Raw genomic sequence first — 17598 nt, 5'->3', positions numbered from 1 at the left:
ACCTTTTTGCATATAGATTTGATATTATAAAAGAGAGGTTTTATTATGTACAACATATTCAATAGTTTTGATTCAAAGAGTGGATTTCAGATAATAAGTGATATTAAAGATTACCGACATTATGATCTTAATATTGTATTTTTTTATGTTGTATTTGGATCAGTAATTGTAGAGGTGGATGGAGAACCGTTTAAGTTAATGAAAGATGATTTCATTTTAGTTAACTATGGTGAAAAGTTTACCCTGAAACAAAACAGTAAAGAATTAATGCTTTGTGAGATTGAAATTCCATTGTATATTCTTAGAGATTCTCTGCAGAACAATGCAATTCGTTTTGATTGTAATTCAGTTAAAAATGCTGCACTTAATCATACGATGATTAAGCAGACCATCAATACACTTATATCTGCAATCGCAAGTGATAATAAAAAGAATCCATATAAATATTATGAATTAGGATTTAAGTTTCTGGATGTACTTGTAAGTAACTATCATCTGGAAGTTGAAGAAGATGATTATGACAATCGTTTAGAAAGTATTCTAAAGTATATTTATACAAACTATAATGTTCGCTTAAGTCTTGATGATATTGCATCACATTTCTTTATGTCATCCTCTTATTTCTCCAGATATTTTAAAAGTGAAACAGGTAAGAACTTTGTAGATTTCATAAATCATATACGTTTAATGAAGGCTGTTGAAGATGTTGAGAATACAGATAAGAATATAACGCAGATTGCAATTGATCATGGATTTGCCAGTACAACTGCATTTAACAAATTATTTAAGGAAGAGTATAAAGTGACACCTTCTACTTATCGTCAAGAGTATCAAGAAACCCATCAAATCGAACAAAAGGATGATAAGACCTTAGAGGTTGTTGAAAAACTGAAAGAGTTTAATTACGAATATGTTGAAGAACGTATCAATGAAGAAATCACACTTGATGTAACAACTTCTTATCCTCAGCGATTACAAGTAACCAAGATGATGAACTTTGGACCTGCAAACAAATTGTTAGTTTCCAGTGTTCAAGAACAGGTGCTTCGTACACGTAAATCATTGAGAATTGAGTACATTCGAATCAGTGATATCTTTAGTAAGGATATTGTGTCTATTGAAAATGATGAAGTATATTTAGATTATGATAAGATACAAAATATTTTTGAATTTCTTATTAAAAATAATATACAAGTATTAATTGAGTTAGAGACACCTTCATTTGAAGGCTATGAATTAACAAGTCTAAGTGATGAACAATTTGAAGAATATATTATGGTATTTAAAGAAGTGTTTAGAAAGTTCCTTGCTTATATTATTAACCAGTTTATGTTATTAAATGTAGGAAAGTACATGTTTGAGTTAAGTAATCATAGTGGGTTAAATAGTACTCGATATATTAAGTTATATAAGGCAGTGTTTATGTTGTTGAAGAGCTATAGTACAAACTTCACAATTGGAGGAGTAGGCTACAATAATGATACTGATAAACCAAACTTCTTCAGAGATTTAGAAGCATCAAATGTGCAACTGGATTTTGTATCCATGGTCAGTTATACAATACCACAGCTTTCACAGTTAAAAGATTTAGGTAATAACGATAAACTTTATGATGATGTTATGTTAGTAAAAGAACGTTTAGTGGATACCAAATATGAAGATTTACCTCTATACGTAACATCATGGAATTACTCAAAGCAATATCCTGACTATGTGAATGATACATGTTTCAAGGGTTCTTATGTAGTTAAAAGTCTGCAAAGTGTATCAGATGAAGTAGACGTTATTGCCTATGATGGATTAAGTGACTTAGTAATAGATTCCAAGAATACAAATCAGTTACTAAATGGATCTTATGGATTACTAACCAGACAGGGATTATACAAACCAGCATTCTATGGTTATAAATTCTACCACCATTTAAAAGATAATATTGTTAAGAAAGAACATAGTTATATAGCAACAATCGATGATGACTGTAATATGTCAATTTTATGCAACAATTATTGTCAGGTTGAACCATCAATGTATCTTAAGAAAGATAAGATTCATGTGAATGATGTGAATCAGTTGTTTCACAACGAATCAAAGTCTATGCGTTTTCATCTTAGTGGAGTCAAAAATGGTGAGTATGAAGTACGTGCATTCACAATCAGCAGTGAGTGTGGAAGTCTGATTGATGAGTGGAAGAAATGGAATTATCTTAACTTTGTGACTAGTAAAGATATTGACCACCTGGCTAGGAAAGCAAGTCCTGATTTGGCAATTAAACAGGTAAGTGTTACCAATCAGGTATTAACCCTGGATGTGGATTTGTTATCAAATCAAATTACAACTATCTATTGTGATTTAATTAAAAAGTAAAAGACAAAATTCGTGATATGAATTTTGTCTTTTTTTATTTTAGACAATATTTTTGGGATTAAAATCGATATGCGAATGATAAAAAATGAGAAGAATAAAAACCTTAAAATTTATAAAATGAAGACAGAAAAGATGAGGTTAATATTATGAACGTTAAACTAGGAATCATTGGATTTGGAGGCATGGGAAAATGGCATGAACAAAATGCAACCCGTGTAGAAGGTGTTGAAATTTGTGCAGTATGTGAAATTGATGACACTAAGCGAAAAGAAGCAGAAGACTTAGGTTATCCAGTGTACAAAAATGTAGATGATTTACTGGCGAATGAAGAAGTAAATACAGTGTTGTTAACAGTACCAAACCATTTACATAAGGAGATCGCAATCAAAGCAGCGAATGCTGGTAAACATATTATTGATGAAAAACCAGCGGCATTAAATACCAAGGAGTTTGATGAAATGGTTGCTGCTGCAAAAGCAAATGATGTCATTATGACAGTGCATCAAAACCGTCGGTGGGATCGTGATTTTAGAATTGCAAAGAAAGTATATGAAGAACATATGATTGGTGATATCTTCACGATTGAATCAAAACTACATACAGCAAATGGAAGAATTCATGAATGGCATTTGTATAAAAAGTATGGTGGTGGAATGTTGTATGACTGGGGAGTTCACTTAATTGATCAGGCATTACAGATGATGAAAGGTGCCAAAGTATTGAGTGTATTTGGTGATTTGAAAAGCATTATTAATGATGAAGTAGATGATTACTTTAAGATTCTTTTGAAGTTTGATAATGGTATTACATATCACATTGAGTTAGGAACTTATGTATTAAACTATCAACCACGTTGGTTAGTAGCAGGTAATCGAGGTACATTAAAAATTAATACGTTTGCTTGTGATGGAGAAATTTGGAGAACAAGCGAGTTACTTGATAAACTTCCTGCACAGATTGCAGAAACAGTTGCAGGACCTACCAGACAGTTTGCTCCACAACCAGCAGGTGCTCTATATTCAGAAGAGTTACCAGAAGTAGAAACGGACTGGACGGATTTTTATCAGAACTTTGTAAATGTATTGAATGGTAAAGAAGAACAAATCGTAAAACTTGATGAAGTACGTCGTGTGCTTTCAATTATGGAAGCAGTATGGAAATCAAGTGACACTAATGAAGCAATATTATTTGAGAAATAGGAGGCAATTATGAAACTGGGATTAGTGAGTGCAATATTAGATCAGAGTGATTTTAAAGAAATGATTGATATTGTTGCAGAGAATGGTCTGGAATGTGTAGAAGTAGCATGTTGGCCAAAAGGAAAAGCAGAAAGAAGATACGCAGGAGTATCACATATTGATGTAGATAACTTAAATGATCAAACAGCAAAAGAAATATTAAATTATTGCAAGGAAAAGAAAGTGGAAATATCTGCTCTAGCATATTATCCGAATACTATGGATCCAGATGTAGATAAACGCGAGTATTATGTAAACCACTTAAAGCAAGTAATTAGAGCAGCTAGCAAGTTAGGTGTAAAAACAGTAACAACGTTTATTGGGCGTGATCCAAAGAAATCAGTAGATGACAATCTAAAAGATGTTGCAGCCATATGGAATCCAATTTTAGAAGTGGCAGAAGAGTGTGATGTGAATATCGCAATTGAAAACTGTCCAATGTTGTTCACAAGTGATGAATGGCCAGGGGGACAAAATCTTATGACCTCTCCAGCAAACTGGAGAAAGGTATTTGAAATTCTTCCTACTAAACGTTTAGGAATTAATTATGACCCTTCACACTTTATTTGGCAGCAAATTGATTACATTGCACCATTATACGAATTTAAAGACCGTATTTATCATGTGCATTATAAAGATATCAAAGTATACTCTGAAAAACTAAAAGATGTTGGAGTGATGGCAACACCACTTGAATATATGGCACCAAAAGTACCAGGGTTAGGTGATGTTAATTGGGGTAAGTATGTATCGGCATTAACAGATATTGGATTTGATGGATACACATGTATTGAAGTAGAAGACAAAGCATTTGAAAAGACATATGAAGATGCAAAGAAAGCAGTAACAATTAGTACAAAATATTTAAGAAACTTTGTTATATAGAAAGAAAGAGGAAAACATATGAAAAAGTTAAGAGTAGCAATTATTGGTTGTGGGGGAATTGCCAATCAAAAACATTTCCCAGCATTAAAGAACAATGCAGAGTTATGTGAAATGGTAGCATTCTGTGATGTTGTCGAAGAACGTGCAAAGAAAGCAGCAGCTGAATTTGGTGTTACAGGTGCTCAAGTAACAACAGACTATCATGAAGTATTAAAGAATGGTGATGTAGATGTTGTACATATTTGTACACCAAACGTATCACATAGTGAAATTGCAGTTGCCTCATTTGAAGCAAAAAAACATGTATATTGTGAAAAACCAATGTCTCATAGTACCGAAGAAGCTGAAAAAATGGTAGAAGCTTGGAAAAAATCAGGTATGAAATTTACAGTTGGATACCAAAACCGTTTCCGTGAAGAAGTACAAAATTTACATGCTTCTTGTTCAAATGGTGAACTAGGTGATGTTTATTATGGTAAAGCACATGCAATCCGTCGTAGAGGAGTTCCTACATGGGGAGTATTTATGGATAAAGATGCACAAGGTGGAGGACCATTAATTGATATTGGAACTCATGCATTAGATATTACTTTATGGTGTATGAATAATTATGACGTTGAAAGTGTATCTGGTTCTGTATTCTATAAGCTTGGAGGATTAGAACAAGCAACAGAAGGAAACCTATTTGGACCTTGGGATCCAAAAACATATGAAGTTGAAGATTCAGCAATGGGATTTGTAAAGATGAAAAATGGAGCAACAATTAACTTAGAAGCAAGTTGGGCATTAAATATTCTTGAATCTAGAGAAGCGTCTACAACTCTTTGTGGAACAAAGGCAGGAGCAGAAATTCATTCAGGAATGAGTTATTCAAAGAATGAGTTAATTTATAATCGTGGAAAGAATAACCAGTTAATGGAAGAAACATTATCACCAGTAGGAGGAGTAGCTTACTTTGGTGGAGGAGGTGGAGAAGAAGGTTCCATCGACGCAAAACAATGGTTTGAAGCGATTGCTAATGGAACTGAACCTTTAGTAAAACCAGAAGAAGCATTAGCAGTTACTAAGATTTTAGATGCAATCTATAAATCAGCTAAAGAAAACAAAGAAGTAAGATTTTAAGGAGGAAAGAATATGGCTTTCGCAATGAGAATGCAAATAAATGATGAAATTATAAAAAAGGATTCATTTAAGGATATGTATATTAATAAGAAACGTAATGGATTTAGTTTTGATGTTCAACTAGCATATTATCGCGGACATTATTTGTCGGATATCGATTTACTAGAAGTATATATTGATGGAGACAAAGTGAATCAGGAAGCAGTTACGTTTGAATATCGTGGAAAAGAACTGCCAATCTACAAACTGAAAGATGCTGTTACTGAATTTTGGAGTCAGGTAGAACCAGCAACAATTCATGTTATAAGCAAAGATGGATTACCTGTAGGTGACCATGAAATTGAATTAAAACTAATGCTACGTGTTCCATATATGAATATTGGTCCAGGACATAGTTATATGCCACTGGACAGTGGAGATGTATTGAAAGTAAGTATCGAGGAATAGGAGGATAAGATGAATAACAATATTAAAATAGGTGCTACATTATTCTGTTATGGAACAGAATATGCACAATATGAATATGATTTTGAAGAATGTGTAAAGCAAGCGGCATTGGCAGGTGCAACTGGGTATGAAATTGTAGGAACCCAAATGATTCCTTCTTATCCAAATGTTAGTGATGAATTCTTAGGCTTGGTAACAAAACTAAAAGAAAAATATGGAATTGGTCCAGTCGGTTATGGAGCGAACAATGATCGTGGAATGCGTCATGATCGTGACTTAAATGATGATGAAATGTTGGCAGATGCAATTATTGATTTAAAGACAGCAAATCTATTAGGGTGTAAAGTAATGCGTGCACAATATATGTTGTCACCTGCAGCATTTGAAAGACTGGCACCATATGCAGAGTTATATGATGTGAAAGTAGGAATTGAGATTCATAATCCTGAAACACCTACGTCACCAAATATGATGAAGTATTTAGAAGTAATCAAAAAGACAGGTTCAAAACACTTAGGGTTTATTCCAGACTTTGGTTGCTTTGCAATCGCTCCAAACAAGCCACACTGGATGAAAGCAATAAAAGCGGGTGTAAGCGAGGAACACTTACAAATGGCTGCTCAAATGCGCTATGACGAAGTAGATATTGAAGAAGCAAGAGCAAAACTAATGGAGGCAGGAGCACATCCTGCAATTAATGCAACATTACAAGGAATGTATGGGTTTGTTCAATTCAAAAGTAAAGATAAATTACCTGAATTATTAGCAGGACTGGAAGATTTATTACCATACTGTTTTGAAATGCATTGTAAATTTCATTACTTGGATGAAGACTGTGTAGAAGCAAGTATTCCTTATCCTGAAATTATGGATGTAATTAAGAACTCTGCGTTTAGTGGTTATTTGATTTGTGAATATGAAGATGAATTATTTTGTGGTGGTACAGAGTTTACCAAGCGTCAAATCAAACAATTAGAAACGCTTCTAAGTAAATAGGTATAAAAGGATATGGTGTAAACAATGAGTAATAAAATAACGTTATATTTTATTCGTCATGGGGAGACCTATTTGAATAAGTATAAAAAGATGCAAGGTTGGTCAGATGCACCATTAACGCAACAAGGAATCCAGGACGCAATTGCAACTGGTAAACGATTATTAAACCAGAAGTTTGATGTTATTTATACAAGTGATCTTGGAAGAACACTAACAACAGCGAAACTAATTAAAGAAGAAAATATTTATAGGAATGAGACGAACATCATCCCTAAGCAAGAATTCAGAGAAACATTCTTTGGGTCTCTTGATGGAAGTTTCTCCGATTATGTTTATGGAATGATTGCAGAGAAGTTAAATATTGAAGTAAGTGATATTTTTAAGACTTTAAGTTTGGAAGAAATAGCTGATGCTTTAAAAGAAGTAGACAAAACAAAAGAAGCAGAGAGTCAAAAAGAATTTGAACAGCGAATCAATAAAGGTGTTGCTGAAGTTTTAAAAGATAATAAAAATTCAGATAGTAAAGTAATGATAGTTACCCATGGGAATGTGATTCGTACCATTGTGAATATGGTAGACTCAAGTATTCCAGTTAAACAAGAACTGAAAAATTCTGGAGTGACAACGATTGAATTTACTGATGGAAAAGGAAAAGTAGTGGGGTTCAACGAATGAAAAGAAACAGAGTAATTGGGGTTGATTTAGGTGGAACTACTACAAAATTTGGTTTATACAATGATCAGGCAAAACTGCTTCATCAGTGGGCGATTCCAACTGATACTACAAGTAATGGGAGTCATATTTTAAAGAATATGTGTGACTCAATTAAACAAACTCTGAAAGAAAATGAGTTAACAGTAGACTCTTTACTAGGTGTTGGCATTGGTGCTCCAGGAGTTGTTGATAATGAGAATGGTACCGTATGTAATGCGTTTAATCTAGGATGGTCAGATAAACAAGATGTTAAAACAACATTTAATGAACAAGGCTTAACAATACCACTTTATCTTACTAACGATGCGAACTGTGCAGCTTATGGGGAAGGCAATATCTCTAATGATGAGAGTGTCGTCTTTATCACGCTGGGAACAGGTGTTGGTGGAGGAGTTATCATAGACAATAAAATTCTTCAGGGAAATGTCAACAGTGCAGGTGAAATAGGCCATATGAGAAGCTATTTAAACTATGGTTTTACTTGTACCTGTGGTAACGACAATTGTCTAGAGAGTGTTGCCAGTGCAACTGGAATTGTGAATGTAGCAAAAAAAGAAAGTGAAGACTTCAACGAATCTTCACAGCTAAACAAGATGATAAAAGAGAATAAAGACATTACTGCGAAAACAGTATTTGATCTGGCAAAACAAGATGACAAGTTAGCTAACAAAGTAGTAGATTTGATTACATATGACATAGGTGTATCTTGTGGTAATATTGCCAATTTATTAAACCCTAAAAGCATCATTATTGGTGGAGGAGTATCACATGCAGGAACAATGCTATTAGATAAAATAGTAAGCGTATTTAATACAGTAGCATTTCCGCTTGTAAAAACTTCGACTAAAATAAAATTAGCTACCTTAGGTAATGATGCTGGGATAACAGGTGCAGCATATATGGTAATTAAAGGAGAAACAAAGCATGATGAAACTATTTAAAAAAAGTAATGTAAGCGAAAAAACAACTTTGTTTTCTCCTGCATCTGGTAGATTAATGACAATTGAAGAAGTAAACGATCCAATGTTTTCTCAAAAAATGATGGGTGATGGATATGCAGTGTATCCAGATGAAGAACTTATTACTTCACCAGTAGCAGGTAAGATTGTTAGTATCTTTCCAACAAAACATGCGATTGGAATTATGTCAGACAATGGTGATGAAGTAATCTTACACATTGGTATTAACACAGTTGATTTAAATGGAAAACCATTTGAAATCTATGTGAAAGAAAATCAAAAGATTACAAAATCAACAAAGTTAGTAAAAATGAACTTAACAATGTTGGAAGAATTAAATATTGATCCAACTGTAATTGTAGTTATTACAAATTTAAAAGATAATGCAACAATTGAACTCTGTGAGAGTGAAACAGTTGAAAACCAATCATCTGTTGGTGTAATCAAAATTAATAAATAATATAAAGGAGCACTTTATGAGGCTAGTATTGGATACTACAACTTGTAGTGATATGACATTTGAAGAGGTAGTTGATTTTGCATCAGAAAACAAGTTTACTTCTTTAGAAGTTTCTTGTTGTCCTAGATGGAAGTCTCATAGAAAAACAACAGATGCTTGTCATATAGATGTTGAAAACATTAATTATGCAATGTCCATGGAAATTAAAAAATATTGTAAGGATAAGAACATTGAAATATCAGCTCTATCTTATCAACCCAGTGTTGTTGAAGTGAATGAAGAAAATTGTGATGAATATATTCAGCACCTTTATAAAATGATTGATGCAGCTCACTTATTAGGCATAAGTAAAATAATTACGATTATTACATGTAATCAAACAAAAAAATATTATTATACTATGGAAATAGATAAGAAAACATGGAATCCAATTTACTTATATGCCAATGATAAGAAGGTAGAGTTATTATTAAAAACAAATGAATATTAAACAATAAAAAGTTATAGTAAATGATTTTAAACTATAACTTTTTTACATAATCTATTTATTTTGATCGCTTTCATATTCTATAATATATTCTCTAAACCAAACTTCAAATTCATCACTACTAATATCTAAATATTCAAGTATATTACTAATTTTAGAATTTGGATTATTTATATAATCACTTAGATACTTTTCTTTTATGTCTTCATCGCAATCATTACTATATCTGTTACCATCCGTTTTCGATTGTATATAGTTGCAACTTATACTATTTGTTGTGTCTGATACATAGTAAAAGGACTGATTAATTGTGTCTGTACTTAATGCCTCATATACGTGACTTTCGGTATTTCTAAATTGTGAACTGTTAGAATTTGAACGATAAGATGTTGTAATAGTATAAGATTCAATCATAATATTATCACTTTCGATTTCAATATCATAAAAAATATGAATATAAATTGTTTCATCATCTGTTTCTTTTTCAATACCTAAAAATTTATAACCATATGGCTGATCTGTCATCGTACCTAGATAAATATCCCAATCATCATCTGTCAATGTCTCATATACGCTTGTGGAATTCTTGGGTTGTATATTACATGCAGTTAAAAAAATAACTATAAACATAATTAATAGTTTTTTCATCATATCACCTTCAAAAATCTTTCTTATATAAATAACACTTTATTTATATACAAATGGTTTCAGAGAATTATTTATTAACTTATAAAAGTTGCTTGATATTTTAATAATAGCAAGTAAAATCAAGCAATATTTCTAGAAGTTTTATATAATATATATATAAAGCAAGTAAAAGAGGTGAAAGCAATTGAATGAATGGAGAAAACAAATTCAGATAATCATTGATGAAATTGATAAGTGCATCAAGAATTATAATGATGAAGAACTAACCCTACATTATCTTTCAGATAAGTTAGGGTATTCTGAGTTTCATACAACCAGAAAATTTAAAGAGATATCAGGTATGCAATTTAGAGATTATCTTAAGAACAGGAAATTAGCTTTTGCACTAAAAGAAGTTCGAGATAGTAATAAGCACATTTCAGATATTGCATTTAGCTATGGATTTTCATCTCATGAAGCATTCAGTAGAGCATTTAAAAGAATTTATGGGGTTTCACCAACAGAGTATAGAAAACATCCGAAACCAGTTGTGTTACGTACAAAAATAAATACATTTGATCGTTACTTTTTGGGAGTTGAGGAAATGGGTATGATAAAGTCAGTATCTGATATTAAAGTATATTATGTAACAATTCCAGCGCATAAGTATATGCATATTAAGAATTATGAAAGTAATGGATACTGGGATTTCTGGGAAAAACAGAGTGAAATTCCAGGTCAGGACTGTGAAACTATTTGTGGACTACTTGACAGCATCAAAGGAAAATTAGATGATGATGGTGGTAGTGAAGCAAATGCAGGCAGTGGTCAACTTCTAGCATATATCAATGATCCAAAAGGCAGACTTTGTGATTGGGGCTTTCTTAGAACCGAAAGCTATGGGATTCGTCTACCGATTGACTATGATGGTGAAGTGCCTGAGCAACTCTTGATAATGGATGTACCTGAAGCAGAATACATTGTGTTTGAACATGGTCCATTTGATTATGAAAAAGAAAGTCTAATGATTGAAGAAGAGATAGAAAAACAAATGACAGCTTTTGAATCTTCCGATAGTGAGTATTGTTTTGATACTACTACACCAGATAGAATCATTTATTTCTATCATGATCCACAGCGATATTGGAAATATATCAGACCAGTAAAAAGAAGAAAGTGATGGTAGGTAAATGAGTGCTGATTTTATTAATTTAACAACTGAAAACCTTGCGGATGAACACTTGTGTTGTATTATTCGAACTAAGAAAAAACATCCAGGTGTTGAAGCAAAACGACAATGGTTGTCAGGGCGATTAAGCGAAGGTCATATATTTAGGAAACTAGATGCGAAAGCAACTGGGTTCATTGAGTATGCACCTTTAGAGACTGCCTGGGTACCAATTGTAGGTGATAACTATTATTACATTTACTGTTTATGGGTATATGGTAGTGAATGCAGAGGTAAAGGCTATGGAGAAGCGTTAATGGAGTACTGCATTAATGATGCAAAGGAGAAAGGGAAGTCAGGTATTTGTATGCTTGGTGCGAAGAAGCAAAAAGCATGGCTTGCAGATCAGATGTTTGCCAAGAAGTTTGGGTTTGAGGTTGTTGATACAACGGCTGATGGGTATGAATTACTGGCTTTATCATTTGATGGAACAACACCAAGATTTAGTGAACATGCTAAAGAGCAAATAATTGATAGGCAAGAACTTACAATCTATTATGATATGCAGTGTCCATACATTTATCAGTGTGTAGAAAAGATAGAAGCATATTGTAAAGAAAATAAAATTCCAGTATCTTTAATTAAAGTTGATACTTTACAGATGGCAAAGGAATTACCATGTGTATTTAACAACTGGGGAATTTTCTATAAAGGTAAGTTTGAAACAGTAAATCTATTGGATATTTCTCATGTTAAGAGGATTTTAAAAAAATAAAAGCAAATGAATAGAGCGTGATTTCTATCATTTGCTTTTTGTTTACGATTTTCTTGTTGTATCTCTTTCGATTATATTATGTTCGACGATAATTTTAGTATCATCCAACGCTTCTTTATTAATAAGTTTTAATAAACACTCAGATGCAATTTTAGCAAGTTGTGTTGTATTTCTTGCAACAGAAGTAATGGAAGGAGTAGGTAACTGAGAATATAGAGAGTTATCCATCCCTGCTAGTTTTACTTTGCCTGGAATATCAATGTTATTTCTTTTTAGTGCAGTAAGTGCACCTAATGCCAAACGATCTCCAGTTGCAACAATTCCATCAAATTCTAATTTATTATTAATTAACTCGCTAATTAAAATTTCGGATTCAATATAACTCTTATCTTGTCCAGGTAATCTGAAGATACTAGTAGGTTCGAAATAAGGTAAATCATGAGCTTTCAAAGCATCTTGGAATCCAGTTAAGATTCCATTTTCACTGGTTCTGTATACATTAAAACTTTCTAATGTAATCAGGATTATTTTTTTACACCCTTGTTTAATAAGATGTTCACTTACATCATATACGATTTTATAATAGTCGTTGGTAATAAGGGTAGGGTTTTGTTCATCAAATGGCTCCCGATCAATACTGACAACAGGGATGTTACCTAACATATTTTCCTGTTGGCTTAGGATACCAGCAACATTAATAACTCCATCTACTTTCTTTTGAACCAAGTCATGCAGATACTCTTTTTCTAAATTAAGATCATCATGCGTGTTACATAAGTAACTCGTATACCCATGTTCATGAAAAAAGTCCTGTACATCCATACAGATAGTAGAGAAAAAATCATTGCTTACATTAGGAACCAGAATACCTATAGTATTCGTTTTTGCCGTTCTTAGACTTTTTGCAGTCTGATTTACAACATATCCCTGTTCTTCAGCAATTTTCTTTATATTATCAATTGTTTCCTGAGAATACTTTCCTTTGTTGTTAAGTATCTTTGAAACAGTACCAGCAGAAACGCCAGCAATTTTTGCAATATCATATATTGAAACAGCCATAATATCACCCTTTCTGTGATTATTATAACAAATTCCAACAATCAATGCAATCGATTGTTTTATTTGCGTTATAATAGAAGTAGAAAGAGTATAAAATAACATAACAATTATACATATACTGCTTATTTAAAGACTTTATCCATTTTAGACAACAAAATGCAATCGATTGCATTTTGTGTTGACAATACAAATAAATAGGTTTATTCTATAGGTGAGCAATCGATTGCATTAATTATTTATTTCGATTTCCACAAAGGAATCGATTACCCAAGGAGGACATTATGGAGTATAAAGTTTTAGCAGCAGAGATTATTGAATTAATTGGATCAAAAGATAACGTAGCTTCAGTATTCAATTGTGCTACACGTTTACGTTTTAAATTAAAAGATGATAGTCTTGTGCAAAAAGAAGAACTTGAAAAACTTGAGGGAGTAAAGGGAATAGTAACAGGAGCAGGACAATTCCAAATCATTATTGGAAGTAAAGTTCCTATCTTGTGTGAAGAAGTTAAAAAATTATTAGATTTATCTGACACAGTCGTTGAGACAAAGAAAATGAATCCATTGGATATGGCAATCGATACAATTTCTTCTATATTCTCACCAATGTTACTTGTTATGTGTGGTGCAGGGGTATTAAAAGGTTTTATATCTTTACTAGAATATTTTGCAATTTTAGATGTAACAAGTGGAGCTTATATATTGCTATATGCAGCATCTGATGCAGTGTTTAATTTCTTGCCATTTATATTGGCAGTAACAGCAGCTGAAAAATTTAAGGCAAATAAATTCCTTTCATTAATTATTGCTGGATCAATGTTTTATCCATCAATTACAGCATTAACAGATACTGACTTATCATTCTTTGGACTTACATTTACAGTAAGCAGTTTCGCTAGTTCAGTATTACCAATTATATTTACTGTTTATTTACAATTAAAACTAGAAAAAGTATTGAATCGAATTATTCCAGAATTTGTATATCCATTCCTTATGCCATTTATATGTTTATTAGTATTGGTTCCTATTGTATTTATTGTAATTGGACCAATCTTCGCTGAAGTATCTTCATGGATGAGTACAATTTTCTCTAACTTATATAGTTTTAGTCCAATTTTATTAGGAGTTGTATTGGGGTTCAGTTGGAACTTTATGGTTATCTTTGGAGTTCACTGGGGAGTTGTGCCAGTTATCTTAACAAACTTAGCTGTTCTTGGATATGACATGATTATTCCAATGGTTGGACCAATTAACTTCTGTATGGCAGGAGCAGCATTTGGAGTATTCTTAAAAACGAAAAAAGCAAATGTTCGTGCAGCAGCAGGTACTGGAGCATTAACAGCAGCATTTGGGATTACAGAGCCAAGTATCTATGGTACGAACTTAAAATATAAACGTCCAATGGTATTGGGTGGTATTGCAGGAGCTGTAGGAGCATCCATTACATGTTTAGGTGGAGCGCAAGGAACAGCAGTTGTTATTCCTTCAATCCTAACATTTACTGCTTTTATGAATGACAAAGGATTTGAATTCTTATTAATTGGTACAGCAGTAGCATTTGTACTTGCAGCAGTATTAGTTTATTTCTTTGGGTATAACGATAGCATGGAGTAAGGCAATGAAAATTGCCTTTCTTTAAAAGAGGAGGAATTATGATGGAAAGAATTTTGTGTCCCAGCATGATGTGTGCTGATTATGGAAGTCTGAAGAATGAAGTAATCGCATTAGATAGTGCAGGAATTGATATCTTTCATTGCGATATTATGGATGGATCATTCGTTCCTAATATGACAATGGGAATTATGGATATCAAAACAATCAGAAAGTATAGTGATAAACCAATTGACTGTCATCTAATGATTGAAAATCCATCATCGAAAGTAGATTGGTTTATTGATGCTGGTGCCGATATCATCTACATTCATCCAGAAAGTGAACGATATGTAATAAAGACCTTGGCATACATTAAATCAAGAGGAGTGAAAGCAGGTATTGCGCTGAATCCAGATACCAGTATTGAAACGGTTATGGAAATGCTGAATCTTGTTGATTATGTCATGGTAATGACTGTGAATCCTGGATTCGCAGGACAGACATTTATTGATTTCACAAAAGATAAAATAAAAAACTAGCATCACTAAAAGATGCTTATCATTTCAAGATTATGATTGATGGTTCCTGTTCACCACAAGTGATACAAGAATGTGAAGAGATTGGTGCAGATGGCTTTATCTTAGGAACAAGTGCTTTGTTTAATAAAGATGAAAGTTATAAAGACTTAATTCATAACTTGAGAGATCTATAAATACTAATGATTACGATAACAACTATATTAACAGATGTAAAGGAGTGAATACAATGAGTTTTCCTAAAGAATTTCTGTGGGGTGGTTCCATTAGTGCAGCACAAGTAGAAGGTGCTTGGAATGAAGGTGGAAAAGCGCCTGTTCAGGTAGATTATGCAGCTGCAGGATCAGCCAGTAAAAATAGAAAAGTATATTATCAAAATGATAATGGAAGTAAAGGTAGTGTTCCAATTACTTCTCATATACCAAAAGATGCAGAGTATAAGTTATTTGATGACATTCATTATACCAATCATGTAGGATCTGATTTTTATCATACCTATAAAGAAGATATTGCCTTATTTGCAGAGATGGGTTTCACAACCTTTAATACAACAATTTCATGGGCAAGAATTTATCCAAATGGTACCAAAGGCGGATTAAACAAAGAAGGTGTAGAATTTTACCATAACGTATTTAAAGAGTGTAGAAAATATAATATAGACCCAGTAATTACGTTATACAAATATGATGAACCAATATATTTTGAAAAAGAATATGGAGGGTGGACAAATCGTTCAATGATTGATGAGTTTGTTGCCTTTGCAAACGTTTGTTTTGAAGAATATGGTCAATATATTAATAAGTGGATTACCTTTAATGAAATTAATGTACATCTTATCTTTACCCAAGTAGGATTTAACACGATGGTAAATCAGATAAAATATGAAGAGTTACATAACCAGATGGTAGCTGCAGCAAAAGCAGTAAAACTGGCTCATGAGATTGATTCGAATATGAAAGTAGGATGTATGATTGCAGGCTTGTGTGATTACCCATTTACCTGTGATCCAAAAGATGTGTTGGAAGCACAAAAATATTTCCAAGATAACTTTGCATATTGTGCAGATACGATGTTGAGAGGTTACTATCCTAGTTATGCAAAAAGAATATGGAATGAAAAAGGTGTTGATTTAAAGATTAGTGATGAAGACAAGATGATTTTAATGGAAGGTCAATCTGACTTTATATCCTTCTCATATTATATGTCGTTATGTGTTACAACTCACAAAGATGAAGGAGAAGTAGGTAAAGGTAATGTCTTTATTGGTACTAAGAATCCATACCTGGAATATTCTGATTGGGGATGGGCGATGGATCCTGTTGGATTTAAATATTTCTTACATCTATTAAATGATCGATATCAGAAACCATTGTTTGTAGTTGAAAATGGTCTTGGTGCATATGATAAGCTAAGTGATGATGGCAAGATTCATGATGACTATCGTATCAAGTATTTAAAAGATCATATTACATCAATGAAAGAAGCAGTTGAAGAAGGTGTGAATCTATTTGGATATACAACATGGGGTTGTCTGGATTTAGTAAGTTTCTCAACTGGTCAGATGGATAAACGATATGGATTTATCTATGTTGATATGGATGATAAAGGAAATGGAAATCTTCGTCGTATTAGAAAAGACTCATTCTACTGGTATCAGAAAGTAATAGAAAGTAATGGTGAAATTTTATAATGGGACTGTTTGATAAATTTAAGAAAACTTCATCCAGTGAATTAACAGCACCATGTAATGGTAACTATATTGATATTACAGATACAAATGATGAGATGTTTAGTTCAAAAATGTTAGGAGATGGAATTGGAATTATTACAAGTGATTCTGAATTATATTCTCCAGTTGATGGAGAAGTAACAATGATATTTCCAACCAAACATGCATTAGGAATTAAAACCAGTAACAACATCGATATCCTTCTGCACATTGGTATTAATACGGTTGAATTAGATGGGGAACCATTTGAAGTACATGTTAAACAAAACCAGAAGGTACAAGCAGGAGATCTATTAGTTGATGTCGATTTTAAAAAGATAGAAGAAAAAGGTTATGATGCAACCCTAATGGTTGTCATTACCAACTCAGATGACTATCCAGACATTGAAAAAAATCTAGGAGAAAAAGTTTTGGGTGAGAAAGTAATGAAGGTTAATTAA

The 17598-nt window shown here is 32.6% G+C and carries 18 protein-coding genes; 16 read left to right on the top strand and 2 right to left on the bottom strand.

The window, feature by feature from the left end; translation table 11 throughout:
• The first annotated feature begins 45 nt into the window (after positions 1 to 45).
• The 10 genes from J2S15_RS13970 to J2S15_RS13925 all read left to right on the top strand — a co-directional run bounded on the left by J2S15_RS13970 (position 46) and on the right by J2S15_RS13925 (position 9675).
• Complete coding sequence (locus J2S15_RS13970; protein ID WP_307409364.1) at positions 46 to 2364, top strand: GH39 family glycosyl hydrolase; 2319 nt, start codon at positions 46 to 48, stop codon at positions 2362 to 2364.
• 146 nt (positions 2365 to 2510) lie between these two features.
• On the top strand, positions 2511 to 3563 hold the full coding sequence (locus tag J2S15_RS13965; protein ID WP_307409362.1) for a Gfo/Idh/MocA family protein: 1053 nt from the start codon (positions 2511 to 2513) through the stop codon (positions 3561 to 3563).
• A 9-nt stretch (positions 3564 to 3572) separates the two neighbouring features.
• Positions 3573 to 4487, top strand: a complete 915-nt coding sequence (locus tag J2S15_RS13960; protein WP_307409360.1) for a sugar phosphate isomerase/epimerase family protein — start codon at positions 3573 to 3575, stop codon at positions 4485 to 4487.
• Between the two features lie 18 nt (positions 4488 to 4505).
• A complete protein-coding gene (locus J2S15_RS13955; protein WP_307409358.1) occupies positions 4506 to 5609 on the top strand; it encodes a Gfo/Idh/MocA family protein in 1104 nt (367 codons plus the stop codon).
• A gap of 12 nt (positions 5610 to 5621) precedes the next feature.
• Complete coding sequence (locus J2S15_RS13950) at positions 5622 to 6056, top strand: C-glycoside deglycosidase beta subunit domain-containing protein (protein ID WP_307409356.1); 435 nt, start codon at positions 5622 to 5624, stop codon at positions 6054 to 6056.
• Positions 6057 to 6065: 9 nt separating this feature from the next.
• Positions 6066 to 7052, top strand: a complete 987-nt coding sequence (locus tag J2S15_RS13945; protein WP_307409354.1) for a sugar phosphate isomerase/epimerase family protein — start codon at positions 6066 to 6068, stop codon at positions 7050 to 7052.
• Between the two features lie 24 nt (positions 7053 to 7076).
• Positions 7077 to 7727 (top strand): histidine phosphatase family protein, encoded by a 651-nt coding sequence (locus J2S15_RS13940; RefSeq protein ID WP_307409352.1) that lies wholly within the window; start codon positions 7077 to 7079, stop codon positions 7725 to 7727.
• The gene (locus J2S15_RS13935; RefSeq protein ID WP_307409350.1) at positions 7724 to 8707 is read left to right on the top strand and encodes an ROK family glucokinase; all 984 of its coding nucleotides are present in this window, start codon (positions 7724 to 7726) and stop codon (positions 8705 to 8707) included. The genes J2S15_RS13940 and J2S15_RS13935 overlap by 4 nt, the downstream gene beginning before the upstream one ends.
• Positions 8694 to 9185, top strand: coding sequence for a PTS sugar transporter subunit IIA (locus J2S15_RS13930; protein WP_307409349.1), 492 nt, complete (start codon positions 8694 to 8696; stop codon positions 9183 to 9185). The genes J2S15_RS13935 and J2S15_RS13930 overlap by 14 nt, the downstream gene beginning before the upstream one ends.
• Positions 9186 to 9201: 16 nt before the next feature.
• A complete protein-coding gene (locus tag J2S15_RS13925) occupies positions 9202 to 9675 on the top strand; it encodes an IolE/MocC family protein (RefSeq protein WP_307409347.1) in 474 nt (157 codons plus the stop codon).
• Between the two features lie 51 nt (positions 9676 to 9726).
• Here J2S15_RS13925 and J2S15_RS13920 read toward each other — a convergent pair whose 3' ends face one another.
• Positions 9727 to 10320, bottom strand: coding sequence for a hypothetical protein (locus J2S15_RS13920; protein ID WP_307409345.1), 594 nt, complete (start codon positions 10318 to 10320; stop codon positions 9727 to 9729).
• Positions 10321 to 10504: 184 nt separating this feature from the next.
• On the opposite strand from J2S15_RS13920, the gene J2S15_RS13915 reads away from it, so the two are divergent.
• Positions 10505 to 11479, top strand: a complete 975-nt coding sequence (locus J2S15_RS13915) for a helix-turn-helix transcriptional regulator (protein WP_307409343.1) — start codon at positions 10505 to 10507, stop codon at positions 11477 to 11479.
• A gap of 10 nt (positions 11480 to 11489) precedes the next feature.
• Entirely contained in the window at positions 11490 to 12242 is a 753-nt protein-coding gene (locus tag J2S15_RS13910; protein ID WP_307409341.1) for a GNAT family N-acetyltransferase, read from the top strand.
• 42 nt (positions 12243 to 12284) lie between these two features.
• Here J2S15_RS13910 and J2S15_RS13905 read toward each other — a convergent pair whose 3' ends face one another.
• Entirely contained in the window at positions 12285 to 13301 is a 1017-nt protein-coding gene (locus J2S15_RS13905) for a LacI family DNA-binding transcriptional regulator (RefSeq protein WP_307409339.1), read from the bottom strand.
• Between the two features lie 281 nt (positions 13302 to 13582).
• Here J2S15_RS13905 and J2S15_RS13900 point away from each other — a divergent pair, with 281 nt between their 5' ends.
• The 4 genes from J2S15_RS13900 (at position 13583) to J2S15_RS13885 (ending at position 17598) form a co-directional block, all read left to right on the top strand.
• Entirely contained in the window at positions 13583 to 14914 is a 1332-nt protein-coding gene (locus J2S15_RS13900) for a PTS transporter subunit EIIC (protein ID WP_307409337.1), read from the top strand.
• 41 nt (positions 14915 to 14955) lie between these two features.
• Positions 14956 to 15432 carry a ribulose-phosphate 3-epimerase gene (locus tag J2S15_RS13895; RefSeq protein WP_307409335.1) on the top strand — a complete coding sequence of 159 codons (477 nt, stop codon included), beginning with the start codon at positions 14956 to 14958 and terminating at the stop codon, positions 15430 to 15432.
• A 226-nt stretch (positions 15433 to 15658) separates the two neighbouring features.
• Positions 15659 to 17119, top strand: coding sequence for a family 1 glycosylhydrolase (locus tag J2S15_RS13890; RefSeq protein WP_307409333.1), 1461 nt, complete (start codon positions 15659 to 15661; stop codon positions 17117 to 17119).
• Positions 17119 to 17598, top strand: a complete 480-nt coding sequence (locus J2S15_RS13885; protein WP_307409331.1) for a PTS sugar transporter subunit IIA — start codon at positions 17119 to 17121, stop codon at positions 17596 to 17598. Before J2S15_RS13890 ends, J2S15_RS13885 begins: the two co-directional genes overlap by 1 nt.

Source organism: Breznakia pachnodae (assembly GCF_030814225.1).
Classification (GTDB): Bacteria; Bacillota_I; Bacilli_A; order Erysipelotrichales; family Erysipelotrichaceae; genus Breznakia; species Breznakia pachnodae.
This window is presented reverse-complemented; position numbering and strand designations above follow the sequence as displayed.

Bases quoted from the DNA above. Each gene is read 5' to 3' on its own strand.
- J2S15_RS13890 (WP_307409333.1), top strand. From the start codon at position 15,659: ATGAGTTTTCCTAAAGAATTTCTGTGGGGTGGTTCCATTAGTGCAGCA.
- J2S15_RS13885 (WP_307409331.1), top strand. From the start codon at position 17,119: ATGGGACTGTTTGATAAATTTAAGAAAACTTCATCCAGTGAATTAACA.
- J2S15_RS13965 (WP_307409362.1), top strand. From the start codon at position 2,511: ATGAACGTTAAACTAGGAATCATTGGATTTGGAGGCATGGGAAAATGG.
- J2S15_RS13955 (WP_307409358.1), top strand. From the start codon at position 4,506: ATGAAAAAGTTAAGAGTAGCAATTATTGGTTGTGGGGGAATTGCCAAT.
- J2S15_RS13970 (WP_307409364.1), top strand. From the start codon at position 46: ATGTACAACATATTCAATAGTTTTGATTCAAAGAGTGGATTTCAGATA.
- J2S15_RS13960 (WP_307409360.1), top strand. From the start codon at position 3,573: ATGAAACTGGGATTAGTGAGTGCAATATTAGATCAGAGTGATTTTAAA.
- J2S15_RS13920 (WP_307409345.1), bottom strand. From the start codon at position 10,320: ATGAAAAAACTATTAATTATGTTTATAGTTATTTTTTTAACTGCATGT.
- J2S15_RS13900 (WP_307409337.1), top strand. From the start codon at position 13,583: ATGGAGTATAAAGTTTTAGCAGCAGAGATTATTGAATTAATTGGATCA.
- J2S15_RS13940 (WP_307409352.1), top strand. From the start codon at position 7,077: ATGAGTAATAAAATAACGTTATATTTTATTCGTCATGGGGAGACCTAT.
- J2S15_RS13950 (WP_307409356.1), top strand. From the start codon at position 5,622: ATGGCTTTCGCAATGAGAATGCAAATAAATGATGAAATTATAAAAAAG.
- J2S15_RS13905 (WP_307409339.1), bottom strand. From the start codon at position 13,301: ATGGCTGTTTCAATATATGATATTGCAAAAATTGCTGGCGTTTCTGCT.
- J2S15_RS13935 (WP_307409350.1), top strand. From the start codon at position 7,724: ATGAAAAGAAACAGAGTAATTGGGGTTGATTTAGGTGGAACTACTACA.
- J2S15_RS13945 (WP_307409354.1), top strand. From the start codon at position 6,066: ATGAATAACAATATTAAAATAGGTGCTACATTATTCTGTTATGGAACA.
- J2S15_RS13930 (WP_307409349.1), top strand. From the start codon at position 8,694: ATGAAACTATTTAAAAAAAGTAATGTAAGCGAAAAAACAACTTTGTTT.
- J2S15_RS13925 (WP_307409347.1), top strand. From the start codon at position 9,202: ATGAGGCTAGTATTGGATACTACAACTTGTAGTGATATGACATTTGAA.
- J2S15_RS13910 (WP_307409341.1), top strand. From the start codon at position 11,490: ATGAGTGCTGATTTTATTAATTTAACAACTGAAAACCTTGCGGATGAA.
- J2S15_RS13895 (WP_307409335.1), top strand. From the start codon at position 14,956: ATGGAAAGAATTTTGTGTCCCAGCATGATGTGTGCTGATTATGGAAGT.